Origin of the sequence: Streptomyces sp. NBC_01288 (assembly GCF_035982055.1) — a bacterium.
Classification (GTDB): Bacteria; Actinomycetota; Actinomycetes; order Streptomycetales; family Streptomycetaceae; genus Streptomyces.
On sequence record NZ_CP108427.1, the window covers coordinates 8,262,477 to 8,286,234 of the forward strand.

General features: G+C 70.8%; 21 protein-coding genes. 13 read left to right on the forward strand and 8 right to left on the reverse strand.

Annotated features, from left to right (window positions below; all coding sequences use genetic code 11):
* Positions 1–60: 60 nt before the first annotated feature.
* The gene (gene der / locus OG194_RS37180; protein ID WP_026150792.1) at positions 61–1,536 is read left to right on the forward strand and encodes a ribosome biogenesis GTPase Der; all 1,476 of its coding nucleotides are present in this window, start codon (positions 61–63) and stop codon (positions 1,534–1,536) included.
* A 119-nt stretch (positions 1,537–1,655) separates the two neighbouring features.
* Here der and OG194_RS37185 read toward each other — a convergent pair whose 3' ends face one another.
* Positions 1,656–2,096, reverse strand: a complete 441-nt coding sequence (locus OG194_RS37185) for a hypothetical protein (RefSeq protein WP_327405128.1) — start codon at positions 2,094–2,096, stop codon at positions 1,656–1,658.
* A gap of 37 nt (positions 2,097–2,133) precedes the next feature.
* A complete protein-coding gene (locus OG194_RS37190; protein ID WP_327405129.1) occupies positions 2,134–2,922 on the reverse strand; it encodes a hypothetical protein in 789 nt (262 codons plus the stop codon).
* Positions 2,923–3,424: 502 nt separating this feature from the next.
* On the opposite strand from OG194_RS37190, the gene OG194_RS37195 reads away from it, so the two are divergent.
* The gene (locus tag OG194_RS37195; protein ID WP_327405130.1) at positions 3,425–4,135 is read left to right on the forward strand and encodes a LysM peptidoglycan-binding domain-containing protein; all 711 of its coding nucleotides are present in this window, start codon (positions 3,425–3,427) and stop codon (positions 4,133–4,135) included.
* Between the two features lie 106 nt (positions 4,136–4,241).
* Here the strand turns inward: OG194_RS37195 and OG194_RS37200 are convergent, their stop codons facing one another.
* The 3 genes from OG194_RS37200 to OG194_RS37210 are packed head-to-tail and all read right to left on the reverse strand — an operon-like array spanning position 4,242 to position 8,232.
* Positions 4,242–4,877, reverse strand: a complete 636-nt coding sequence (locus OG194_RS37200) for an ATP-binding cassette domain-containing protein (protein ID WP_327405131.1) — start codon at positions 4,875–4,877, stop codon at positions 4,242–4,244.
* Positions 4,874–7,747 (reverse strand): ABC transporter permease subunit, encoded by a 2,874-nt coding sequence (locus OG194_RS37205; RefSeq protein ID WP_327405132.1) that lies wholly within the window; start codon positions 7,745–7,747, stop codon positions 4,874–4,876. Before OG194_RS37205 ends, OG194_RS37200 begins: the two co-directional genes overlap by 4 nt.
* Positions 7,748–7,755: 8 nt before the next feature.
* Positions 7,756–8,232 carry a hypothetical protein gene (locus OG194_RS37210; RefSeq protein ID WP_327405133.1) on the reverse strand — a complete coding sequence of 159 codons (477 nt, stop codon included), beginning with the start codon at positions 8,230–8,232 and terminating at the stop codon, positions 7,756–7,758.
* A gap of 121 nt (positions 8,233–8,353) precedes the next feature.
* On the opposite strand from OG194_RS37210, the gene OG194_RS37215 reads away from it, so the two are divergent.
* The 4 genes from OG194_RS37215 (at position 8,354) to OG194_RS37230 (ending at position 11,846) form a co-directional block, all read left to right on the forward strand.
* Positions 8,354–8,908 carry a hypothetical protein gene (locus OG194_RS37215; protein WP_327405135.1) on the forward strand — a complete coding sequence of 185 codons (555 nt, stop codon included), beginning with the start codon at positions 8,354–8,356 and terminating at the stop codon, positions 8,906–8,908.
* Positions 8,909–9,068: 160 nt separating this feature from the next.
* Positions 9,069–10,352 carry an ABC transporter substrate-binding protein gene (locus OG194_RS37220; protein ID WP_327405136.1) on the forward strand — a complete coding sequence of 428 codons (1,284 nt, stop codon included), beginning with the start codon at positions 9,069–9,071 and terminating at the stop codon, positions 10,350–10,352.
* Between the two features lie 14 nt (positions 10,353–10,366).
* Entirely contained in the window at positions 10,367–11,368 is a 1,002-nt protein-coding gene (locus tag OG194_RS37225; protein ID WP_442811688.1) for a helix-turn-helix transcriptional regulator, read from the forward strand.
* Between the two features lie 262 nt (positions 11,369–11,630).
* Positions 11,631–11,846 (forward strand): I78 family peptidase inhibitor, encoded by a 216-nt coding sequence (locus OG194_RS37230; RefSeq protein WP_327405137.1) that lies wholly within the window; start codon positions 11,631–11,633, stop codon positions 11,844–11,846.
* 100 nt (positions 11,847–11,946) lie between these two features.
* Here the strand turns inward: OG194_RS37230 and OG194_RS37235 are convergent, their stop codons facing one another.
* Positions 11,947–12,990, reverse strand: coding sequence for a phosphatase PAP2 family protein (locus OG194_RS37235; protein ID WP_327405138.1), 1,044 nt, complete (start codon positions 12,988–12,990; stop codon positions 11,947–11,949).
* A 259-nt stretch (positions 12,991–13,249) separates the two neighbouring features.
* Entirely contained in the window at positions 13,250–14,446 is a 1,197-nt protein-coding gene (locus tag OG194_RS37240) for a hypothetical protein (protein ID WP_327405139.1), read from the reverse strand.
* 261 nt (positions 14,447–14,707) lie between these two features.
* Between OG194_RS37240 and OG194_RS37245 the strand changes: the two genes are divergently transcribed.
* Positions 14,708–16,309, forward strand: a complete 1,602-nt coding sequence (locus OG194_RS37245) for an MFS transporter (RefSeq protein WP_327405140.1) — start codon at positions 14,708–14,710, stop codon at positions 16,307–16,309.
* A gap of 312 nt (positions 16,310–16,621) precedes the next feature.
* Positions 16,622–17,812: an acyl-CoA dehydrogenase family protein gene (locus tag OG194_RS37250; protein ID WP_327405141.1), complete on the forward strand. Its 1,191-nt coding sequence runs from the start codon at positions 16,622–16,624 to the stop codon at positions 17,810–17,812.
* A gap of 57 nt (positions 17,813–17,869) precedes the next feature.
* Here OG194_RS37250 and OG194_RS37255 read toward each other — a convergent pair whose 3' ends face one another.
* A complete protein-coding gene (locus tag OG194_RS37255) occupies positions 17,870–18,310 on the reverse strand; it encodes a cell division protein SepF (RefSeq protein ID WP_019059292.1) in 441 nt (146 codons plus the stop codon).
* Positions 18,311–18,643: 333 nt separating this feature from the next.
* Between OG194_RS37255 and OG194_RS37260 the strand changes: the two genes are divergently transcribed.
* The 5 genes from OG194_RS37260 to OG194_RS37280 all read left to right on the forward strand — a co-directional run bounded on the left by OG194_RS37260 (position 18,644) and on the right by OG194_RS37280 (position 23,723).
* Positions 18,644–19,849 (forward strand): DUF5685 family protein, encoded by a 1,206-nt coding sequence (locus OG194_RS37260; RefSeq protein WP_327405142.1) that lies wholly within the window; start codon positions 18,644–18,646, stop codon positions 19,847–19,849.
* A gap of 251 nt (positions 19,850–20,100) precedes the next feature.
* Positions 20,101–22,362 (forward strand): sensor histidine kinase, encoded by a 2,262-nt coding sequence (locus OG194_RS37265; RefSeq protein ID WP_327405143.1) that lies wholly within the window; start codon positions 20,101–20,103, stop codon positions 22,360–22,362.
* Positions 22,359–22,787 carry a roadblock/LC7 domain-containing protein gene (locus tag OG194_RS37270; RefSeq protein ID WP_327405144.1) on the forward strand — a complete coding sequence of 143 codons (429 nt, stop codon included), beginning with the start codon at positions 22,359–22,361 and terminating at the stop codon, positions 22,785–22,787. The genes OG194_RS37265 and OG194_RS37270 overlap by 4 nt, the downstream gene beginning before the upstream one ends.
* Positions 22,784–23,140, forward strand: coding sequence for a DUF742 domain-containing protein (locus OG194_RS37275; RefSeq protein ID WP_327405145.1), 357 nt, complete (start codon positions 22,784–22,786; stop codon positions 23,138–23,140). Before OG194_RS37270 ends, OG194_RS37275 begins: the two co-directional genes overlap by 4 nt.
* Positions 23,124–23,723 carry a GTP-binding protein gene (locus OG194_RS37280; RefSeq protein ID WP_327405146.1) on the forward strand — a complete coding sequence of 200 codons (600 nt, stop codon included), beginning with the start codon at positions 23,124–23,126 and terminating at the stop codon, positions 23,721–23,723. Before OG194_RS37275 ends, OG194_RS37280 begins: the two co-directional genes overlap by 17 nt.
* The last annotated feature ends 35 nt before the right edge of the window (positions 23,724–23,758 follow it).

The window sequence follows — 23,758 nt, forward strand, 5'->3', positions numbered from 1 at the left end:
TGGATCACCCGAAATCCGGGGGTTCCACCGATCACCACGATGAACGAGGTACCGATCTTCATGAACGACCAGATCCAGCCCGACGGCTCCGGCGAGGAGCACGAGCACGGGGCGCTCGGCGACGCCGAGTACGCGGAGTTCATGGAGCTCGCCGCCGTAGAGGGCTTCGACATCGAGGACGTCGAGGGCGCCATCGGCGAGGCGGGACACGGGCCGCTGCCCGTCCTCGCCGTCGTCGGCCGGCCGAACGTCGGCAAGTCGACTCTCGTCAACCGCATCATCGGGCGGCGGGAAGCCGTCGTAGAGGACAAGCCGGGTGTCACGCGTGACCGTGTGACGTACGAGGCCGAATGGGCCGGGCGGCGGTTCAAGGTCGTCGACACCGGTGGGTGGGAGCAGGACGTCCTCGGCATCGATGCCTCCGTGGCCGCCCAGGCCGAGTACGCGATCGAGGCCGCCGACGCGGTCGTCTTCGTCGTCGACGCCAAGGTCGGCGCCACCGACACCGACGAGGCGGTCGTACGACTGCTGCGCAAGGCCGGGAAGCCCGTCGTGCTGGCCGCCAACAAGGTCGACGGTCTGAGCGGTGAGTCCGACGCCTCCTATCTGTGGTCCCTGGGGCTCGGCGAGCCGCACCCCGTCTCCGCGCTGCACGGCCGCGGCACCGGCGACATGCTGGACGCCGTCCTGGAGGCCCTCCCGGAGGCGCCCGAGCAGACCTTCGGCACCGCCGTGGGCGGGCCCCGCCGTATCGCCCTGATCGGTCGGCCGAACGTCGGCAAGTCCTCGCTGCTGAACAAGGTGGCCGGCGAGGAGCGCGTCGTCGTCAACGAGATCGCGGGTACGACGCGCGACCCGGTCGACGAGCTGATCGAACTGGGCGGAATCACCTGGAAGTTCGTCGACACGGCGGGCATCCGCAAGCGCGTCCACCTCCAGCAGGGCGCCGACTACTACGCCTCGCTGCGCACCGCCGCCGCCGTCGAGAAGGCGGAGGTCGCGGTCATCCTGATCGACGCCTCCGAGTCCATCTCGGTGCAGGACCAGCGCATCGTCACCATGGCCGTCGAGGCGGGCCGCGCGATCGTCCTCGCCTTCAACAAGTGGGACACCCTCGACGAGGAGCGCCGCTACTACCTGGAGCGCGAGATCGAGACCGAGCTCGCCCAGGTCGCGTGGGCACCCCGGGTGAACGTCTCGGCGCGCACCGGCCGCCACATGGAGAAGCTGGTCCCGGGCATCGAGACCGCCCTCGCCGGCTGGGAGACGCGCGTCCCGACGGGCCGACTGAACGCCTTCCTCGGCGAGTTGGTCGCCGCCCACCCGCACCCGGTCCGCGGCGGCAAGCAGCCCCGCATCCTCTTCGGTACCCAGGCCGGCACCAAGCCCCCGCGCTTCGTGCTCTTCGCCTCCGGCTTCATCGAGGCCGGCTACCGCCGCTTCATCGAGCGCCGCCTCCGCGAGGAGTTCGCCTTCGAGGGCACCCCGATCCACATCTCGGTCCGGGTCCGCGAGAAGCGCGGCAAGAAGAAGTAGCCGCAGCCGGAAGAAGTAGCCGTAGCCGTACGGCTGTTCTCACGGCTGGCTGTTCTACGACGAAGAGGGCGGCCCCTGTCGATACAGGGGCCGCCCTCTTCGTGTGCGTGCCGTGCCGTTCAGATGCCTCGGCGCGGGCCGGGAGGCAGGGCCGCCGGGATGTGGTGCATCCCGGTGTGGGCGTGCTGCTGTTGTTGCTGCTGCCCGGAGTGGCCGAGCTGCCCGACGCGCTGCCACTGCGACTGCTGCCGGGCGCTGTAGGCCCCCGCGCTGTACGCGCTGTACGAACCCCCGCCGATCGAACCCCCGCCGATCGAACCCCCGTTGAACGAACCGCCGCTGAACGAGCCCGTGCCGTGCGGGCTGTGCCCGAAGGCGGTGAAGCCCAGCTCCTCCTCGCCGCTGCGGTCACCCGGCAGCGAGCGGAAGGTCTTGACCCACTCCGAGTAGAGCCGGTCGTAGATCGGCGTGGACGATGGACCGCCGGGGCTGTCCCGGTCCGATCGCGAGGACGGGATCGACTGGTAGGGCCGGCTGCGGGGAACGTCGTATGCGTGCACGTATGTCCAAACGACGTGTGACCTGAAGGGATGCGGCTCAGGTGCCCGCGAGCGGCAGTGCGGAGCCGACCAGCTGGCCGTTCGCCGCGGCCTTGTCGAGCGCGCTGCGCAGCAGGTCCTCGCGGGGCTGGCGGCCGATCGAGCCGACCGGTGCCGCGAACATCAGCACCTGCTGGTGCTTGTTGGCGGCGGCCCGCCAGCTGTCGGTGACCTGGAGCGGCTGGTGCGCCTGCCACCAGGCCACCGGGGAACCGCCGTTGCTGCTCGGCTGGAGCACCGCGTGCAGCTGGCCCGCCGCGAGCAGCACCGACCAGCCGTGCAGCACGGGCGGGACGGTGGTGATCTCGCTGAGCGGCATGAAGCCCTGCTCGATCAGCAGCGGCAGGAAGTCGTCCCCGGTGTCGGTCGAACCGGGCCGCACGATGGGCGCGGTCGGCTCGACGACCAGGGCGGGGTGCAACTCCCCCGAGATCAGGACGAGTCCGCTGGTCACCCCGAGCACGGCCTGTTCGGGTACGGCCTTCTCCGCCGCGCCGGCCGGGGCGTGCGTGTTGCCGCTGATGGAGCGGACGGCGCCCTGCAACTGCTCCTCGGTGACCTGGACGATCTGGGAGGGCAGGCAGGTGGCGTGGGCGAAGGCGAGGACGGCGGTCTCGTCGCCGATGAACAGGACGGTGCTGGTGCGCTCCTGATCGGAGTCGCCCTGGGTGCGGCACGACGTGCAGTCGTAACTGCCCGGGGCGTTGTCTCCGGCGAGCAGCCGGTCGGCTTCTTCGTCGCCGATCTCGGCGCGTACGTCGTCGCTGACGTCGAGCATGCGCGGCACGGGTGGCTCCCTCGGAATGCGGTGCCCGGTGGGTCCCGGGCTCATGAAGAAGACAACGGAGGATCTGTGGCGGGAGTCACGCTCCAGAGCGAACCGAATCGAACCAACCGAAGCAGACGGTCACGGTCGGTACGGAATTGGACACTCCACGTCAACTCTGTGAAAGGTCAAGGGAGTTGGTTGCGTGAACCGGGTCACAGCGTTTGTCGGCAACTGGTCGAGAAATCGTGAAATAGGTGAATTTAACGAGTGGCCGAAAAATGCCGATACCCTCGGTAACAGTGAACTGGCCTGCGGCGAAGGGCAGTTGGTCGACACGGGCTCGCCCGCCTCCGTACATTCCTCGGCTGTGTGCAACGAGCACCGCTCGGGTACGTCCGCCGGCCGAACAAGCCGGCAAGCAGCACCACTTCCGGCGGACGGGGAGGAGCGCGAGGACCGCGTGGATGCGTGGAAGCCGCGAACCGCCTTGGGGGAACCGGGTTGTTGGAGAGGGAACTACATGTCCGAATGTGCCGATACCACTCGCGAGAACGCTCCTAAGGCCCAGCACAAGGGTCAAGCGCGTACGACGGCGGTCCTCGCCGGGGCGGCCCTGCTCGCCCCCCTCGGACTGCTGGCCGCAAGCGGCAACGCCGCGGCGGCCGACAGCGGAGTGTGGGACCGCATCGCCCAGTGCGAGAGCGGCGGCAACTGGCACATCAACACCGGCAACGGCTACTACGGAGGACTCCAGTTCTCCGCCGGCACCTGGCGCGCCTACGGCGGTTCGGCCTACGCGGCCACCGCGGACCAGGCCTCCAGGTCCGCGCAGATCACCGTCGCCGGCAAGGTCCAGCGGGCCCAGGGCTGGGGCGCCTGGCCGGTCTGCTCGGTACGGGCCGGAGCGAGCGGCAGCGCACCCGCGGCCTCCTCCGGAACGGTGAGCGAGAAGTCGACGAAGAAGTCGACCACCGAGTCGACCTCCGAGTCGACGAAGAAGAAGTCGACCAAGAAGGCGACCCCGTCGAAGCCCGCGCAGGCGCCGGCTCGCGGGACGAACAACGCCTCGCGCGGCACGTCCCGCGGCGACTACACCGTCCGCGAGGGCGACACACTGAGCGCCATCGCCGCCCAGCACGGGACCACGTGGCGGAAGGTCTACGCCGCCAACAAGTCCGTCATCGGCGCCGACCCCGATCTGATCGTCCCCGGCCAGCAGCTCGACCTCTGAGCCGAACGAACCCTGAGCCGAACGGCCTTTGAGGTGGACGACCTCTGAGCCGAGCCGCTCCCGAGCCGCCCCCGCCAGGTCCTCCGACCGGGCGGGGGCGCGCCCGTCACTCCAGCTCGGCCGCGTCACCGCCGAACACGACCGTCCCGCGCCGCAGTTCGTACACGATCGCCGCCCGGCCGCGCAGCACCGGCGGCAGCCGCTGCTCGGCCACCACCACACACGCGTCCAGCCCGCCCAGCAGTTCGTACGTGTGTGCCGCGACCGCGGGCGACATGCCCTGCGCCGGTTCGTCGACGAGCACCACGCGCGCGCGTGCCAGAAGGGCCCGGGAGAGGGCGAGCATCCGCTGCTCGCCTCCGGAGAGGGTGCCGGCCCGGCGGGGGAGCAGCGGACTCAGTTGCGGATACGCGTCGAGGGCAACGGCATAGTCGTGTGCGGCGAGTTCGAGGTTCTCGCGCACGGTGAGCGACCCGAACACGGCCTGCCGTTCCGGCACGAGACACAGTCCCCGGCGAGCCCGTTCGTACGCGGGCATACGGGTCACATCGGCGCCGTCCCACACCACCGCACCGCCCGACAGCGCGACCGTACCGGCCAGGGCGCGCAGGGCAGTTGTACGTCCCGAGCCGTTGCGGCCGAGCAGGACGGTGAGCCCGTGGGTGGGAGCGCCGAGGGTGATGCCGTGCAGGGCTTCGAGGGGGCCGTAACGCACGCGTGCGTGGCGTAGGGAGATGGTCATGCGGGGGCCTCGCGGGTGCCGGGTGTGTCGAGGACGTGGCCGGGCGGGCCGGAGGAGACGATGCGACCCGCGGCCATCACATGGACCACGTCGGCAAGGCCGGCGACCAGATCGAGGTCGTGCTCCACGACGAGCAGGGCGGTGCCCTCGGCGGCCAGGGCCCTCAACACCAGCGCCAGCGCGGCCACTTCGGCGGTGTCGAGGCCGGCGGAGGGCTCGTCGAGCAGCAGCACGCGGGGGCCGCCGGCGAACGCCCGCGCCAGTTCCACCCGGCGCAGCGTCCCGGTGGGCAGGTCGGCGGCCGGCAGCGACCGTACGTCCCCGTCGAGCCCGAACAGCCGCAACGCCCGCTCCACGGCGCCCGGTTCGGCGACCCGGCCCTGCTCGGCACCGACGCGGACGTTCTCGGCGACGGTCAACGAGGGGAACACGGCGAGCTGTTGAAAGGTCCGGGCGATCCCGAGCCGGGTGCGGGCGTGCGCGGCCAGCCTCGTGATGTCCCGCCCCCCGAACCTGACCTGCCCCCGTGCGGGCCGCACGGTCCCGGCCAGACAGTGGAACAGGGTACTTTTTCCGGCTCCGTTGGGCCCGACGACAGCGGTGACCTGCCCGGCCCGCACGACGAGATCGACCCCGTCGAGCGCGGTGAAGCCGCCGTAGCGGGCGTGGAGAGTATGGGCGGTGAGGACGGGTGGGGTGGGTGTCCGCCCGGGGGCGGGGGCGTGTTTCCAGCCGGTGTCGTGCCGGGCTGGGCGCGCAACGTGCTTGTGATTACCCGGCGTTGCGCTCGCCTGGCCCCGCTGCCCGGGTTCGGTGGCGTGTCCCGACCCGGTGTCGGGCTGGGCTGGATGTGCAACACCCTCAGGGGCAGGTGTAGTTGCGCCCGTTCCTCCCCGCTGCCCGGCCCCGGCAGCGTGCCCGTGCGGACTCCGCGCCCCAGACGCTCGCCCCGCGTCGCTCTCCGCTCGGCGCACAACACCCGGCCCGGCAGCCTCCGTTGACCCTGCGCGCACATACGCGGGCCGTAGCTTTCTCCGCACTCCCAGCCCCAACGCCGTGAGCCGCACCCTCCGTTGAGCCCGCAGCCGCCCCGCCGCCACCCGCAAGGCCTCGTACGGCCCCCCGGTGAACCGTCCCACGCACACCGCCAACACCCCGATCAGCGCCGCCGCCACCCCGCCACGCGCCCCCGCGTCCAGCCCGACCAGCAGGGCCGCGGCCGCCAGCGCGCCCAGTGTGCTGTCGGCGCCGAGGACGACCACCGCGGCGAACCACAACAGCCCCCGGCCGGGGTCGTAGGCCGAGGGGTCGAAGGCGCGTACGCCCATGCCGAGCATGCCGCCGCCGAGGGCGGCCAGGGCTGCGCCGGCGACGAAGGCCAGGAGTTTCAGGGACGGGACCTGGACGCCCGCCGCGGACGCGCCCTGTTCGTGGTCGCGCAGGGCGGCGAGGGCGCGGCCCGTGCGGCCCCGGCGCAGGGCGTGGGTGGCCAGCAACGCGGTTGCGAGGAGGGCGAGTTCGAGGACGTAGTAGGCGCGGTCGCCGTCGAAGCCGGACGGGCGGGCCAGTGACAGGCCCGACGTGGCGTACGGCTGGGCGAAGACGAAGCGGCTGACCGCGACGCCGACCGCGAAGGTCGCGAGGGCGAGGGACAGGCCGTGGCGGCTGATGGCGGGCCAGCCGGTCAGCAGGCCCAGGGGAGCGGCCAGGAGCACCGCCACCGCCAGCGCGGCCAGTTCCGGGAGGCGGGGGAGGAGCGGGAAGCGGCCCGCCGCCAGCAGCGCCGTGAACAGGGCACCCAGGCCCGCGTACGCCGCCTGCCCCAGCGAGAGTTGGCCGCCGCGCCCGGTGACCACCACCAGGGACAGCAACACCACGCCCAACGCCGGGACTTGGACCGAGGTGTGCAGGTCCGAGCCCGCGAAACCGAGGGGGAGGAGGAACAGCACCCCGGCCACGATCCAGGCACCGGGAGGTGTCGCGACGCGCGCCGTCGCCGTACGCGGAAGGGCGTCCTTCGCACCAAGACCCGGCAGTACCAGCGCCGCCACCAACAGGGCGACCACGAACAGGTTCGCGCCCGCCGCCTGCACCAACTGCCCACGCCAGCCCGGCAGATGAAGCCGTGTCAACTGGCTCTGCCCGACTCCGATCCCCAGCGCCACCACCATGGCGACCGGCAGACTCCGCATCCGCGCGGCCACCGCGACCGCCACCACCTCCATGACGAGCAGCGGCAGGCCGTACGGGTCCAGGCGCACGTACGGCGCGAGGAGCACGCCCGTCAGGCCCGCCGTGAACGACCCGAACGCCCAGCCCGCCGCGGCCACCCGGTCCGCGTCCACGCCACCCAGGACCGCGAGTTGACGGTCGTCCACGACGGCGCGCAGCTCCCGCCCGAACCGCGTCCACCGGATCACCGCCCCAACTCCGGTGGCCAGTACGAGCACCACCGCCAACTGTCCCCAGGGATCGGCCGACACCAGTTCCGGCGCGTCGTCCCGCGCCCCCTGGCCCCACACCAGCGAGGCCCCGCCGACCAGCAGCACGAACACCCCGATCGACGCGACCAGCGTCTGCGTCGGATCGCCACCCAGGACCGCCAACGGCCGGAAGACGAACCGCTCCAGAACCACCCCGACACCCGGCGCGAGGAACAGCAGCGTCACCACCGCACCGAGCCACAGCGGCCAGCCCCACCCGACCACGCACTGCCGCAGCGCGTACGCGCACACCATCGCGATCGCGCCGTGCGCGAAGTTGAGGACGCCGGTCGCCCGGTACGTCACGATCAGGCCGATCCCGGTGAGCGCGGCGGCGCTGCCGACGGAGAGGCCGGCGAGGGTGAGGTCGTAGGTGAAGGAGGACATCCGGGGCTTCAGTCGTCGGCTTCGGCGGGTTCGCAGATCGGGCAGGGGCTCAACTCGCCGTTCGCCACCAACTTCGCGTCCACCGGCACCGCTTCGGGCTTCCCGGCGACCAACGGGCAGTCCGCGCGGTGCCACAGCGTGCCGCCCGGCATCATCAGCAGGTCCCCGCTGACCGCCACCGGCGTCGCGGCGGCCCGCGCGGACTCCTCGGCGTCGGCGGGTTCGGCGGCCACGAGAAGGCCGTACAGCTCCTCCACGCGCGCGGCGGCGAGGGCGGAGCGGCCGTGGGTGAGCAGGACCGCGGCGGCGACGATCAGCGCGGCGCCGGGGATCGTGCAGGAGGCCAGGTAGGGGAGTTGGCGTTCCGCGTAGCGCTCGCCCGAGATGCCGTACCAGCCGAGCACGCACAGGACCGCGCCGGTGGCGAGCGCGGCCCAGCCGGCCCACAGGGCGGGGTGCACGGTCCGCAGTCGGGCTGTCCGCATTACGGCCCCCACACGTCGTGTGTCTGTCCATGCCGGCCAATGGCTTGCACTATGCCTTCTGACACCTGACCTGAAAACACCGGGCGAGCACGGCCCGGAACGACACCCGGCGGTGAGCCAGATGGTTCTCGGGAGCGACCTCAGGCGAAGGAACACAAGGCACGTGCGGGGCACGGTGGTTGTGGCCGCCATGGTCCTGGTGCTCGGGCCGACTCTGGCGGCCTGTAGCGACGACAGCGGGGATGGCGGCAGCGCGCCGCCGCCCACACCGTCCGTCGAGCAGCCGACGAGCGCACCGGCGACCGCGCCCGCGGACCCGGCCGCCGCGACGACCCAGATCAAGGCCAACTGGAAGAAGTTCTTCGACCCGGCCGGCTCCAGCGCGGACAAACAGGCCGTCCTGGAGAACGGCGACAAGATGGGCCCGGTCCTCAAGGCATTCAGCGGCGACAAGCGCGGCGGGCAGGTCCAAGCGGCCGTCCAGAAGGTCGCGTTCACGTCGGCGACCCAGGCGACCGTGACCTACAGCCTCACCCTGAACGGCGCCACCGCCCTGCCGAACGCCTCCGGGACGTCCGTCGAGCAGGACGGCACCTGGAAGGTGTCCGTCAACACCCTGTGCGCGCTGGTGGCGTTGAGCGGCGATGCCTCGCAGTCGCCCGGGGCGGGCTGCTAGTCCCTGCCATCAGACTCCCGTCGTTCGCCCGGAGGGCGGGCCCGGCGGCATCCGGTGCGTGCAGCTGCAAGGCGGAGGAGGGAGTCGACGCGGAGCGTCGGCGACCGACGACAACGCCGCAGGTGTGCGTGCCAGACGCCGCCGGGCAGGCGGGAGTCTGATGGCAGGGACTAGGGCCGCTGTCGTGGTGCTGCTGCTCCTGGGGAGCGCGGCCTGCGGCAGCCGCCTCCCGGAGAGCGACTTCGAGCACGGCAACTCCCGTACGCCCGCGCTCAGTAGCGGCGCGCCGATCCGGGTCGGCATCATCACCAGCGCGACCAGCCCGGTCGGCGGCGACACCTTCACCGGCCCCCGTGACGGCGCCAAGGCGTACTTCGACCGCCTCGACGCGCGCGGGGGCATCGACGGGCACCCGGTCGAGGTGCGCCTGTGCGACGACGGCGGCAGCGGTGTCGGCAACAACGCGTGCGTGCACCAACTCATCGATGAGGACAAGGTCGTCGCCCTGGTCGCCACCACCGCCCTCGACTACGCGGGCGCCTCCCGCGTCTCCCACGCGCGCGTGCCCGACATCGGCGGCCAGCCCATCGGCGCCGCCTACGACACCTGGCCGCACCTGTACGGCATCTACGGCAGCCTCGCGCCCCGCGCCGGGACACCGGGCTGGGGCGGGCGGTTGTACGGCGGCACGGAGGTCTACCGGTACTTCAAGCGCGAGCGGGGCGCCCGTACCGCCGCCGTCGTGTCGTACAACCAGGCCGCGTCCGCCGCCTACGCCCGGCTCGTCGAGCAGGGGCTGAAGGCGGAGGGCTACAAGGTCGTCACCGAGCAGGTCGACTTCGCGCTGCCCAACTTCCGTGCCGCGGCAGCCGACTTGAAGCAGCAGGGCGCCGACCTCGTCTTCGACGCCATCGACACGCACGGGAACGCCCAGTTGTGCGAGGCGATGGACCAGGTCGGCGCGAAGGTCATCGCCAAGGTGACGAACGTACAGAACTGGACATCCACCGTCCCGGAGGACTACAAAAACGCCCCGCGCTGCCGCAACGCCCTGTGGGCGACCGGATCGAGCCGGGACTTCGACGACACCTCCCAGGCGGCCGTACAGGACTTCAGGGACGCGACCAAGGGGCTGAAGACGCACTCCCAGTGGCAGCTGGAGGGGTGGGCGGCGGCGATGTGGTTCACGGACGCGGCGAAGTCGTGTGCGAGGACGAGGGCGGGCGTCACGCGCGCGTGCGTCGACGGGTTCATGAACCGGAGCGAGGACTACACCGCCGACGGGCTGTTGGTTCCCGTCTCCTTCGAGCGGCTCGCCGAACCGCCGAAGACGCGCAGGACGTGTCTGTCCGTGGCCCGCTGGCAGGACGGTAGAGGGTGGGTCCCGCAAGGGGACATGAACAGCACCTGCTTCGATGTGCCACAACTGCCGTACCGCCCTTGATAGAGACTTCGACCATGTTGGAGACCTCGGCACGACTCCTCCGCCTGCTCTCGCTGCTCCAGGCCCACCGCGAGTGGTCCGGCGCCGACCTGGCCGACCGGCTCGGGGTCACCCCGCGGACCGTGCGCCGGGACGTGGACCGGCTGCGGGAGCTGGGGTATCCCGTCAACGCCAGTCCCGGCACGGGCGGCGGCTACCAGCTGGGCGCGGGCGCCGAGTTGCCGCCGCTGCTGCTGGACGACGACGAGGCGGTCGCCGTGGCGGTCGGGCTGCGCACCGCCGCCGGGCAGGGCATCGAAGGCATCGGCGAGACCTCCGTACGCGCCCTCACCAAGCTCGAACAGGTGCTGCCGAGCCGGTTGCGCCGCCGGGTGGGTGCCCTCAACGCGTTCACCGTGCCGATGCTGCACAACACGCTGCCGTCCGCCGTCGACCCGGCCGTGCTGACCGAGCTGGCCGCCCTTTGCCGGGACGCCGAGCGGCTGCGCTTCGACTACGAGAGCCACGACGGCACGCCCACCAGACGCACCGTCGAACCGCACCGACTGGTCTGCACCGAGCGGCGCTGGTACCTGGTCGCCTGGGACCTGGACCGGGAGGACTGGCGGACCTTCCGCGTCGACCGCGTCACGCCCAGGCCGCCGCACGGGCCGCGCTTCACCCCGCGCGAGCCACCGGCCGAGGACCTCGCCGCGCACGTCTCGAAAGGGGTCTCCACGCGCGCGTACGCCTCGCACGCCGTCGTACGGCTGCTCGTGCCCCTCCAGGAGGCGGCCGAGCGGATCTCACCGTCCGGCGGGACGCTGGAGGCCGACGGGCCGGACGCCTGTCTGCTGCGGACCGGGGCCCCGAACCTCGACCTGATGGTGGTCCACGTGATGATGATGGGCTTCGACTTCGAGGTCCTGGAGCCCGTCGAGCTGACCGAGACGATCAGGACGGCCCGGGACCTGCTGACCCGCGCGCTGGACCGGCACGGCCCGGGAGCCTACGGCGATTCTGTGCCGGAACGGTGAAACCCTTATGCGGCGTCAGCTCCCGCCGTACCGCACGGAATCGGAATGGAAAGGGGCGCCCGGCCGGTTCTCGCGGCACTTTCCACGGGGCTATTCGGGGAGCCGGACCGACATGCGGGAATTACGTTCGAATGCCTGCGGAAGGCGTACGGAACCGCTCATACGTGTGAGGGATGCAGAACAAAACACACGTCCTGATCCTGTGACAGAAGTGTGACCGGAGAGGGACGGAGAGAGCGGAAGAGGGGCTAGCGTGGCGGGCATGGCATCCATTCCGACTCCACCGGCAGAGCCCCAGGACAGCCCGAACAGCTATGTGGGCCTCGATGCGACAGAGGCCGAGCGGCTCGCGCGGGAGCGCGGCTGGACGACCGTGCGATCGCTGCCGCCGGGGGCGGTCATCACCATGGAGTTCCGCGTGGGACGGCTCAACTTCGAGGTCGAGGACGGCACGGTGAAGCGCGCCTGGAAGGGCTGAGCGCGGACGTGACGAAGGCCCCTGTTCCGCTGGCGGAACGGGGGCCTTCTTGATGCGCGGGGATGGTTGTGCGTACCGGCCCCGCGGTCTTGGGCGGGGGTCAGCCGCCCGTCGCCGGACGGGCGGTGGCCGTGGCCGGGGTGGTGCCGCGCGCCACGCGGTCCGGGTGCGGCGGGCGGCGGCTGCCGATCGGGGTGACCGGGGTGCGCTCCGAGCGGGTCGTGTGCGGGCCCGGGGCGAGATGGGCCGGTGGCCGGGCCGAACGGCTCGCGGTGACCGTCTCACGGGCCGCCGGGACCTCGTCGCCCGAGGAGGAGGCGCGCGGCTTGAGCAGCACCGGCGCGGTGACCGGGGAGGCGGGTACGGGTGCGGGCGCCGTGCCGCCGCGGCGGGCCCGCCAGCGGTCGCGCAGGTCGAAGATCCGGGTCTCGGCCAGGGCGATCAGCGGCTCGCACCACGGGAGGGCGAGCAGGACCAGCAGACCGGCGGCCCAGCCCAGCAGCACATCGCTCAGCCAGTGCGTGCCGAGGTAGACCGTGGCGAGACCGACGCCGAGCGAGGTCACCGCGGACGCGGCGGACAGCCAGCGGCGGGCGGCCGGCGTGGAGGCCAGATACGCCAGGATTCCCCAGGTCACGACCGCGTTGGCGGTGTGGCCGCTGGGAAATATATCGCCGCCGAGACCCATCTCGTTCGAGCCGATGACGGTGGCGTAGTGCGGGCCGAGGCGGCCCATGCCGAGCTTGGCCGCGCCGACCGTGATGTTCAGCAGCAGCAGCAAGGTGCCCAGGGTCAGCAGCGGGCGCAGCGTGTGCTGCCGCCAGGAGCGCCAGCCCAGCCAGGCCGCGACCATCACCGCGGTGGGGCCGCGCTGGCCCAGGACCACGTAGTAGTCGACGAACCAGTGGATGCCGGCCCACTGCTGGTACGGCCGGAAGAACATGACCTGCCAGTCGAACCGGACCAGCCAGGACGTGGTCACGACGAGCCACACGATGGCGAGATAGAAGGCCAGGGTCGCCGCGAAGAGCACGACCCTGTGCCGGCTCATCTTCGGCACATCGATGTTGGCCGGCCGTTCGGGTTCACGGTCCAGCCTCGCGAACACCCGGTCCAGACGGGTGAGGTTTCGTTCGGTACGCACTCAATCGACGTTACAGCGAGTGAGTGTGGATCCCCGTCGAATCAGCGGCTTTGTGATGACGATGTGATGTGGGAAAGCTCTCAGGCGCAGGTTTATTTCCGAGGATTCCGCAATCCCGGAGGGCTCCGTCCTTCAATTCCTTTGATCATGCCGGGGTGGAGTTTTAAGGCCCTTATGAATTAGTTCACCAAATGCTGGGGTGAAATTGGCCGGGCGCTCATGGAGTGTGACGAGTGGATCATGGGGTGTGATGAGTGGATCATGGCGGACCGGAACCGTTCAGCCAGAACGCCCCGTACACGGCCGACGCCACCGCGACACCACCCACCACCCACGCTGACCTGGACGTACGCAACCGGGCCAACGCGAGCGCGAGGGGGAGCAACAGAGGGAAGGCGGGCATCAGCAGGCGCGGTTTCGAGCCGAAGTAGCTCGACGCGCACAGCGCGAGCGCGGTGACGACGCCGGTGTACACCAGGAGCGGCAGCGGCTGGCCCTGCCGGACGCCCACGACGTACAGCCAGAGCACCAGCCCGACCCCGACGATCAGCCCCACCCCGGCCAGGGCCGAGGGGAACGACGTGAACTTGTCGCCGACGAAACGGGCGAAGGCGGCACCCCCGTCGAAACCGTTGCGCCAGCCCGCCTGCACGTCGAGATAGCCCAGCGGGCCCTTGCCGGTGCGATGGCCGACCCACAGGACGTACCCGGCGGCGCCCAGGGGCGCGAGCGCCATCCCGAGGGCGCGCGGCCAGATTCGCGCGCCGGGCGTGGGCGCCGTGCTGCGGTCCTGCACGAAAGGGGGCTCCGCGCGCGGGGCGAATCCGCTGAACCGCGAGGCCCATGCGGTGAACGAGGTGATGCCCGCGACCCACACCGCCGCGACCACCGCGAGCCCCACGGGCCGCGTCAGCCCGGCCAGCAGCGCGAGCGCGCCCGCCGTCACCCAGCGGCCGGTCAGGACGGCGTACAGGGACCACGCGGCGAGCGCCGTGAAGAGCGACTCGCTGTACGCCATCGACTGCACGATCCCGACCGGGAGCACGGCCCACAGCAGCACGGCGCACACGCCCACGCGACGGCCGTAGACAAGCTCCACGACCACGAAGATCCCCCAGGCCGCAGCCAGCGAGGCGAGCACGCTCACCACGAGACCGCCGTCGGCGTACGACAGCGGGGACACCGCGTGCATGAACCTTTCCAGCCAGGGCAACAGCGGGAAGAAGGCGAGGTTCGAGTGGACGTCGCCGTTCGGGAGGCGGACCTCGTAGCCGTAACCGAGGTCGGCGACCCGCGTGTACCAGAGGGCGTCCCACCGCGCCGTCAGCAAGGTGTGGGCGCTCTTGCCGCGCGCCGCGCTCCACACCGCGAGCACCACCAGACCCAGGGTGCGGACGGCGGCGTACCCGAGAAGGGCCGGGGCCGCCCGGCGCAGAGGTGCTGCGAGATCGTTCACGGACCCGATTATCGAGGGGGCGCGGAACCGGCAGGCCCGGCGGGGGCGTGGTCCACGGAAGGGTGAGTGGTGTACGCCACACGTGTTCTCCGGGGAGTGTGAGAGGTCCGCCACGTGGCATTGGCGTGAACTCGCGTACTCTGACGGCTCACTCGCCTTCGTTGCGCGGGTCGGAGACACCGCTCCTCTCCGGCCGCAGTCACGGGGAGTCCCCACCCCGTGAGCCCCGCCGAACGCGAGGGAACATCTGGGAGGTAGTACATGTCCGGGACGACCACGGCTGCCGCAGCGCTGCGCCGTCGGGCGGCCGGGGCCGGTGCCAACCGCTGGGTCGTCCTCGTCGTCCTCTGCGTCAGCCTGCTCCTCGTCGCGCTCGACGCCACCGTGCTCCATGTCGCGGTGCCCGCCGTCACCGAGGACCTCAAACCCGGCGCGATAGAGCTGCTCTGGATCGTCGACGTCTATCCGCTGGTCTGCGCCTCGCTCCTCATCCTCTTCGGCACCCTCGGCGACCGCGTCGGCCGCAGGCGCATCCTGCTCCTCGGCTACGGCCTCTTCGGCGTCGCCTCCGGCCTCGCCGCCCTCGCCCATGACGCCCAGGTGCTGATCCTCGCGCGGGCGCTGCTCGGTGTCGGCGGCGCGATGATCATGCCCGCCACGCTCTCGATCCTCCGCCAGGTCTTCCCCGACCGGCGTGAGCGGGCGGTGGCGATCGGTGTGTGGAGCGCGGTGGCCGCGGTCGGCGCGGCGGTGGGCCCGCTGCTCGGCGGGTTCCTGCTGGAGCACTTCTGGTGGGGCTCGGTCTTCCTCGTCAACATCCCCCTGATGCTGATCAGCCTCCCGATCGGCCGGCTCCTCCTCCCCGAGTCCCGCGGTGATCGCAACGGCCCGTGGGACATCGTCGGCGCGCTCATGGCCGCGGGCGGTCTCTTCGGTGCCGTCTTCGGCGTGAAGCGGCTCGGTGGCGGGGAGCCGGTGGCGAGCGGATGGACCATTGCCCCGCTCCTCGTGGGCGCGGTGCTGCTGGTTCTTTTCGTACGACGGCAACGGCGCCGTACGCATCCGCTGGTGGACCTGAAGATGTTCCGCAAGCCGGCGTTCAGCACGTCCGTCGGCTGCATCGTGCTGGCGATGCTGGCACTGGTGGGCCTGGAGCTGATCGCGGCGCAGTACCTGCAACTGGTCCTCGGCCTGTCGCCCCTCCAGACGGGTCTACGGCTGCTGCCGCTGACGTTCGCGGCGATGGCGGCGGGGTTGTTCGGGGCGCGGATGCTCCGGCGGTTCGGGCCGCGCCGGATGGTGTGCTTCGGGTTCTGTCTGACCGCGTTCTCGGTGCTGACGCTGACCGCGATGGGCGAGCGGGACAACACCGGGCTGCTGCTCTTCGGGTTCCTGTTGCTCGGGTTCGGGCTTGAGATGACGCTCTTCGGGGCGTACGAGTCGATGCTGAGCGAGGCGCCGCCGGCGCAGGCGGGTGGCGCGGCGGCGATCGGTGAGACCTCGTACCAACTCGGCGCGGGTATCGGCATCGCGCTCCTCGGCAGCGTGATGAACGCGGCGTACGCGCCCGGGCTGTCGTCCGTTCCCGGTGTACCGGCGTCCGCGTCGGCCTCGGCGGGGCATTCGCTGGGCGAGGCGTATGACGTCGCCGGGCGTCTGGGCGGGGTGCGTGGCGCCGCCCTGCGCGACGCGGCCCGGCACGCTTTCGTGCACGGCCTGCACGTCACGTTGCTCGTCAGCGCGGGGTTGCTGCTGCTGGGCGCGGTGATGGCGCTGCGACTGCCCCGGATCATGCACTGCGAGGCGACTCTGGCCACGGTCCCCGCCCCCAGGGAAGTAGCGGAGTCCCGCATCTCAGCCTGACCAAAGACGTTCTCCCACCCACGCACCACCCGTGCAAGGTGCCAACAAGTGACCGTGTCCTGTGGGGCCCATTCACCGTTGGCGGCTGCGGGCTGGCGGCGGCTGAGCTTTGAGGTTGGGGCGGACGTCGGTGCACCCGCCCGCGGCGCTCAGCCCCCGCGGTAGACGCTCACTGCTTGGCGCCCCGCACAGGCGGGCGGGTGGGAAAGGTTTTGGGGTGAGGAGACACGCTGGACGCACGACATCCGCCGTCGTAACGTCGACCCGTCCCTCTAACTAGCGCTGATAGTTTTAAATGCCGGAGGCCCTGTCATGGCTGCGTCCCCGAAGTTGCCCCCCTTCGACCCCGCCGACCCCCTCGGCATCGACGACCTGCTCGACCCCGAGGACCTCGCGATCCGGGACACCGTCCGGGCGTGGGCTGCCGACCGGGTGCTGCCGTACGTGGCGGAGTGGTACGAGAAGGGGGAGTTGCCCGGGATCCGGGAGCTCGCCCGGGAGCTCGGTGGCATCGGGGCGCTCGGGATGTCGCTCGACGGGTACGGCTGTGCCGGGGCTTCCGCCGTCCAATACGGGCTCGCCTGCCTGGAGTTGGAGGCGGCCGACTCCGGGATCAGGTCGCTCGTGTCCGTGCAGGGGTCCCTCGCGATGTACGCCGTCCATCGCTTCGGGAGCGAGGAGCAGCGGCAGGAATGGCTGCCCCGCATGGCCTCCGGTGACGTCATCGGCTGCTTCGGGCTCACCGAACCCGACCACGGTTCCGACCCCGGCGCCATGCGCACCTACGCCAAGCGCGACGGCGGTGACTGGGTCCTCAACGGCCGCAAGATGTGGATCACCAACGGGTCCGTGGCCGGCGTCGCCGTCGTATGGGCGCAGACCGACGACGGGATCCGTGGGTTCGTCGTACCCACCGACGCGGCTGGCTTCTCCGCGCCCGAGATCAAGCACAAATGGTCACTCCGCGCATCCGTCACCAGCGAACTCGTCCTCGACGACGTCCGGTTGCCCGCCGACGCCGTGCTGCCGGAGGTCGTAGGACTGAAGGGGCCGCTCGGCTGTTTGTCGCACGCTCGTTACGGAATCGTGTGGGGTGCGATGGGCGCGGCGCGCGCTTCCTTCGAGTCCGCGGTCGCGTACGCGAAGACGCGGGAGCAGTTCGGGCGGCCCATCGGCGGCTTCCAGCTCACCCAGGCCAAGCTCGCCGACATGGCGGTCGAACTGCACAAGGGGATTCTGCTCGCCCATCACCTGGGGCGGCGCATGGACGCCGGGCGCCTGCGTCCCGAACAGGTCAGCTTCGGCAAGCTGAACAACGTACGAGAGGCCATCGAGATCTGTCGTACGGCGCGGACGATCCTCGGTGCCAACGGGATCTCACTGGAGTACCCGGTGATGCGGCACGCGACGAACCTGGAGTCGGTGCTCACGTACGAGGGCACCGTCGAGATGCACCAGCTCGTGCTGGGCAAGGCGCTCACCGGACTCGACGCCTTCCGCTAGGAAGACCCGAAGTCCTGTTCAACCCTGCGGGAGGCAGGGCCGGTAAGCGGCCCTGCCTCAGCTCTGGTTGAAGAACCCGTCCTCACGGCGCACGGCGGGGTCGCCGCTGACGATCTCCGTGTTGGCGGGGGTCAGCAGGAAGACACGGTTCGCGACCCGCTCGATCGTGCCGCGCAGGCCGAAGGTGAGGCCCGCCGCGAAGTCGACCACGCGCTTGGCGTCGGTCGCCTCCATCGCCGTGAGGTTCACGATCACCGGGACCCCTTCCCGGAACAGCTCGCCGATCGCGCGGGCGTCGCGGAAGCTGTCCGGGGTGACCGTGCCGATGCGCCGGCCCTTCACCTCGGCGACGTCCTCCGCCACCTTCACCCGCGGATCCGTGACCCAGGCATCCCCGGGCTGCTCGGTCCCTTCGGAGTAGTCGTCGTCGTAGTAGCGCTCGTCGTCGTTGTCGTCAACGAGTCCAAGCCAAGCACTCGCCTTGCGTACCGATCCCATGGACGCCTCCTCTCACAGCGGTCTTACTTGCTTTCCGCATCCCTATGGTCATCCATGATGCGGATCGCGCGCCAAGTGGATAGACGCCGCGCGGGGGGTTTGTGACGCTACTGGTGCACAGCCAATACGTCGAGGGCCCCCGTGTATCAAGGGTGTTGCTGGACAAGGCTGCTGACTGAGAGTGAAATATGATTCTTCCCGGCGTCCGGGTGACGGCTGGTGCGTACGGGTGAACGAGGTGGTCGATACGAAGCGGCTGCTCAACGCCCGGTCAGTTGCCATATCGATCTCCGGATGCCCAGTCAGATGTCGTTCACGCCACGGGGGGTTGTCGTGTTCGGAATGGTCCGGCCTTGCAGTCACAGACTCGGTGAGAACCTCAAGACCCAGTGGATGGCGCATTTGTGCGGGCTGTGTCTCGCGCTGCGCGGGGATCACGGGCAGTTCGCGAGGGTTGTCACCAACTACGACGGTTTGCTCCTCTCGGTTCTGACGGAGGCTCAGGTCGAGCGCGCGGGCGGCGGATGGCGTCGTACGGCCGGACCCTGCCCGTTGCGCGGGATGCGGACCGCGTCCGTCGCGCGGGGCGAGGGGGCGCGGCTCGCGGCGGCCGTCTCGCTGGTGCTGGCCTCCGCCAAGGTGCGTGACCATGTCGCCGACGGGGACGGGCTGCTGGCCCGCAGGCCGGTGGCGCTGGCCGCGCGGCGGGTCGCCGGGAGCTGGGGGCGGGCCGGGGCGCGGACGGGTTCCGCGGTCGGGTTCGACGCCGCCGTGCTCGTCGACGCCGTGGAGCGGCAGTTCGGCATCGAGTCCCTGGCCGGACTCGGCACGCCGATCCTGACCGTCACCGAACCGACCGAGACCGCCACCGCGGCCGCCTTCGCGCACACCGCGATCCTGGCCGGACGGCCCGGCAACGCCGTACCCCTCGCCGAGGCCGGACGCCTCTTCGGACGGCTCGCGCATCTCCTGGACGCCGTGGAGGACCAGGAAGCCGATGCCGCGTCGGACGCCTGGAACCCCCTCACGGCGACCGGCACCCCGCTCACCGAGGCCCGCCGGCTCGCCGACGACGCGCTGCACGGGATACGGCTCGTGCTGCGGGAGACGGAGTTCACGGACGGCAAGCTGGCGCATCTGCTGCTCGCGCACGAACTGGGGCGCTCGGTGGACCGGGCCTTCGGGACGCGGTCGTGCGGGCACGGGGCCGGGAGCGGGGTCGAGCATGGGCATGGTCGCGTGCCGGAGCCGCAGGGTGCCTTCGGGCCGCCGCGGACTCCGTATCTGCCGGGTGATCCGCGGCACGCCGGCAATCCCTACGGCGGTGAGCCCCCGCGGCCCGACGGGCGCGGGTTCTGGGCCGGGTGCGCCGTAGCCCTCGGGCTGTGCTGTACCTGCAAGGTGTGCTGCGCCGACGAGTTCGAGGGGCCGTGGTCCGGGCGGCGGCGCGAGGGGTGCTGCTCCGACTGTGATTGCTCGTGCTGCGACGCGTGCGAATGCTGCGAATGTTGTGAATGTCTGTCGTGCTGCGACTGCTGAATATGCCGGGCGCCGTGATCTGTTGACCGTGACGGGTCGTCACCGCCGTTGTATACGCGGCACTTGGGGATCACGGCCGACCTGCGAGGTCGGACCGTCCCTGTTTCGGCGCGGTAAAACAAAAACATGATCCGGTGACCGGTGTGCCGTGTGTGTCGTTGGGCGGGAGCAGAACCATTTCTGCCCCGGATTCGATCCCCGATCGAGCCTGATCGAACCCGATCAACTCGCCACCCACTTAAGGCACTTCAGTGGACGTCACAACAAAAGCGACCACCAGCATCCGCACCAGACTGCTGAGGATTCTGATCCTCGCCCTCGCGGTGCTGCTCGCCCTGCTCGGTATCGCGGCCGCCGACCAGATCTCCGCCTATCGCAACGCCTCCGCGACCGCCGACAACGCCCGCCTGGAAATCACCCTCCAGGGACTCGTGCACGAACTGCAGAAGGAGCGCGGGCTCACCACCGGATACGTCGGCGGCGTCCAGCAGTTCAGCGCCAAGCTGCCCGCGCAGCGCAAGGCGACCGACGCCGCGCGCGAACAGCTGGACGTGGCCCTGAAGGGGCGTGAGGACTCCGCCGCCGGTTCCGTGCGCGAGTCCCTCGGCCGGCTCGACGGCCTCACCGGCATCCGCAAGGACGCCGACGACGCCACCGGCGTGGTGAAGGACACCTTCGACTACTTCACCAACACCATCACCGTCCTCGACCGGCTCGACCTCGGCCTCGAAGACGTCCACGACGGCAATCTGCGCGACGCCTACCAGGCACTCCAAGTCCTCGGCAACGCCAAGGAGTTCACCGGCGAGGAGCGCGCCATCGTGCTCGGCTCCGTGCGCGCCGGGAAGTTCCGCGGCGACGACTACAGCCGCTTCATGGAGATCCGCGCCGGACGCCTCGCCGCCCTCGACGCCTTCCCCCGGTCGGCCACCGCCGTACAGGAACGGCGTCTGAACACCGCCCTGACCACGCCCGACGCCGAGCGCGCGCTGGCGTACGAGAGCAAGGCGGTGCACGGCACCGGGAAGCTGAAGGCGAGCGCGATCCCGCCCATGGCCTGGTGGGACTCGATGACCTCCACCATCAACGGGATGCGGAACGTCCAGATCGCCCTCGGCACCGATGTCGAGAACCGCGCCGCCCAGTTGGAGAGTTCGGCCCAGCGCGACCTGCTGCTGTTCCTGCTGCTCGCCCTCGCCACGGTCGTCGCGCTCGGCGCGCTGGCCCTCGACTGCGTACGGTCCGTCTCCACACCGCTCGTCGAACTCGCCCGGCAGGCACGGGAGGTGGCCGGCAGCCGGCTGCCGCAGGCGGTGGCCGCCGTACAGGACGGGTCGTCCGGGGAGGCGCCGAAGCCGCCCGCTCCGCTGGCCCTCGCTGACCGGGCCGGGGCCGAAGTACGGGAGGTGGCCGACGCGTTCGACCGGGTGCAGCGGTCCGCCTTCGAACTCGCCACCGAGCAGGCCGTGTTGCGACGCAACGCCACCGACTCGCTGGTGAGCCTGGGGCGTCGCAACCAGAACCTGGTGCGCCGTCAGATCAGCTTCATCAACAAGCTGGAGCACGAGGACGCCGACCCCGCGACCCTCGCCAACCTCTTCGAACTCGACCACCTGGCCACCCGTATGCGCCGCAACGCCGAAAGCCTCCTGGTGCTCGCCGGGGAGTCCAGCCCCCGACCCTGGTCCACGCCGCTGGCCGTCAACGACGTGCTGCGCGCCGCGCTGTCCGAGGTCGAGGAGTACCGCCGGGTCACCCTGCGCCGGATCGAGCCCGCGTTCGTCACCGGCTCCGTCGTCGTCGAGATCGCCCACCTGCTCGCCGAGTTGGTGGAGAACGCGCTGAGCTTCTCGCCGCCGGACTCCGACGTGGAGATCGAGGGGCGGCGCACCAGCGCCGGCTATCTGGTCGCGATCGTCGACCACGGCTTCGGCATGGACAACCAGGCGCTCGCCGAGGCCAACGTACGACTGTCCGGCACCGCCAGCTTCATGGCCGAACCCACCCGGTTCCTGGGCCACTTCGTGGTCGGCGCGCTCGCCCGCAAGTGCGGCATCGAGGTACGGCTCGGCGAGGCACCGGCGGCCGGTGTGGTCGCCCGGGTGCTGATCCCCGCGGGGCTGCTGACGGAGAAGGAGGTCGAGGAGGGGCCGGCGGTGCCCGCCCCGAGGAAGGCGGAGGCGGAGAAGATGGAGAGCCCGGAGCCCGAAGCGGTGGTCGCCCCGGTCGCCGCCAAGGGCGGTTCGTCCGCCGCGCGCACCCGCAACGGCCTGGTCAAGCGGCCGCAGCGCAGCGGTATCGCGGCGGCGGTGAGCGAGACCGACCGGACCGGCAGGCCCGCACCCACCACACCGCCCAACCCGGAACGGACCCCCGAGCAGGTCTCCGGGATGCTCTCCACCCTGCGCAGCGCCCACATGCGGGGCGGGATCAGCGTCGAGAAGGAGAAGCAGCAGAAGAGCGAGAAGAGTGCCGCGAAGAACGTCGAGACGAACGAGGGTGCCGCCAAGTGACCACTGTCGACACCCCGCACGACTCGCAGACCTTCAACTGGCTGCTCGCCAACTTCGTCAAGAGCACCGACGGCGTGCGGGACGCGGTCGCCGTCTCCTCCGACGGGCTGCTGATCGCCGTGTCGGACGGGCTCGGACGGACCGAGGCCGACCATCTCGCCGCGATCGTCTCGGGGTTGAGCAGTCTGGCGCGCAGCGCGTCCAAGCGGTACAGCTTCGACGGGGTCAAGCTCATCATGATCGAGATGGGCCGGGGTTTCCTGCTCGTCTCGGCGATCCAGGACGGCAGCTGTCTCGGTGTCCTCGCCGACAGCAGCGGTGAACTGGGCCTCGTCGGCTACGAGATGGCGGTGCTCGCGGAACGGGCGGGTGATCTGCTCACCCCGACGCTCATCGCCGATCTGCGGCAGGCGTTGCCACGGTGAACGGTGAACACTCCAGGGACGTAGAACCTGACGAGGACGCGACGTTCGTCCGGCCGTTCATCATCACCGGCGGCCGGTCCGAGCCTCTCCAGGCCGGTCTGCGGCTGGAGACGCTGGTCGTCGCCGTCGGCGTGCCGGATCCGTCGCTCACGTTCGAGCGGCGCCACATCGTCGCGGTGTGCGAACAGCCGACGACCGTCGCCGAGGTGGCGCACCGGGTCGGCGTACCCCTCGGAGTGGCCAAGGTGCTCATCTCCGACCTCGTCGTCGCCGGGCAACTCGCCTGCCGGCAACCCGCGGAGCTGCCGCTCCCGATGCTCGAAAGGATCAGGGACCATGTCCGGGCGCTCTGACAAGATCGTGCCGCTGGCCGTGAAGATCGTGGTCAGCGGCGGCCTCGGGGTCGGCAAGACCACGTTCATCGGGGCCATTTCGGAGATCGAACCCCTCGACACGGAGGCGGCGATCACCGAAGTCTCCGTAGGCGTCGACTCGTTGGTGGGGGTCGAGGCGAAGACCACCACGACCGTCGCCCTCGACTTCGGGCGGATCACGCTCGACCCGACGATCGCGCTGTATCTGTTCGGGACGCCCGGGCAGGACCGGTTCTCCTTCCTCTGGGACGACCTGGTGGAGGGCGCGCTCGGCACGGTGGTCCTCGTGGACACCCGGCGGATCGAGGACTGTTTCCCGGCGGTCGACTACTTCGAGTCGCAGGGCGCGCCGTTCGTCCTCGCGGTGAACCGGTTCGACGGCGCGGAGCGGTTCGATGTGGACGAGGTCCGGGAGGCGTTGGGGCTGGGTGCGGATGTGCCTGTGCTGGACTGCGACGCGCGTGAACGGGGCTCTGTACGGGACGTGTTGGGCGCGTTGATGGACCGGGTGATCGGGGTTCGGGCCGCGCCACGACGTCGTACGGCTGCCCTGTCGCGATAGGGGAGGGGAGGGGGCCGATCCGTGAACTCGGCCCC

Coding starts and splice junctions, on each gene's coding strand:
- der (WP_026150792.1), top strand. CDS start 61: ATGAACGACCAGATCCAGCCCGACGGCTCCGGCGAGGAGCACGAGCAC.
- OG194_RS37195 (WP_327405130.1), top strand. CDS start 3,425: ATGTCCGAATGTGCCGATACCACTCGCGAGAACGCTCCTAAGGCCCAG.
- OG194_RS37200 (WP_327405131.1), bottom strand. CDS start 4,877: ATGACCATCTCCCTACGCCACGCACGCGTGCGTTACGGCCCCCTCGAA.
- OG194_RS37205 (WP_327405132.1), bottom strand. CDS start 7,747: ATGTCCTCCTTCACCTACGACCTCACCCTCGCCGGCCTCTCCGTCGGC.
- OG194_RS37210 (WP_327405133.1), bottom strand. CDS start 8,232: ATGCGGACAGCCCGACTGCGGACCGTGCACCCCGCCCTGTGGGCCGGC.
- OG194_RS37215 (WP_327405135.1), top strand. CDS start 8,354: ATGGTTCTCGGGAGCGACCTCAGGCGAAGGAACACAAGGCACGTGCGG.
- OG194_RS37220 (WP_327405136.1), top strand. CDS start 9,069: ATGGCAGGGACTAGGGCCGCTGTCGTGGTGCTGCTGCTCCTGGGGAGC.
- OG194_RS37225 (WP_442811688.1), top strand. CDS start 10,367: ATGTTGGAGACCTCGGCACGACTCCTCCGCCTGCTCTCGCTGCTCCAG.
- OG194_RS37230 (WP_327405137.1), top strand. CDS start 11,631: ATGGCATCCATTCCGACTCCACCGGCAGAGCCCCAGGACAGCCCGAAC.
- OG194_RS37245 (WP_327405140.1), top strand. CDS start 14,708: ATGTCCGGGACGACCACGGCTGCCGCAGCGCTGCGCCGTCGGGCGGCC.
- OG194_RS37250 (WP_327405141.1), top strand. CDS start 16,622: ATGGCTGCGTCCCCGAAGTTGCCCCCCTTCGACCCCGCCGACCCCCTC.
- OG194_RS37255 (WP_019059292.1), bottom strand. CDS start 18,310: ATGGGATCGGTACGCAAGGCGAGTGCTTGGCTTGGACTCGTTGACGAC.
- OG194_RS37280 (WP_327405146.1), top strand. CDS start 23,124: ATGTCCGGGCGCTCTGACAAGATCGTGCCGCTGGCCGTGAAGATCGTG.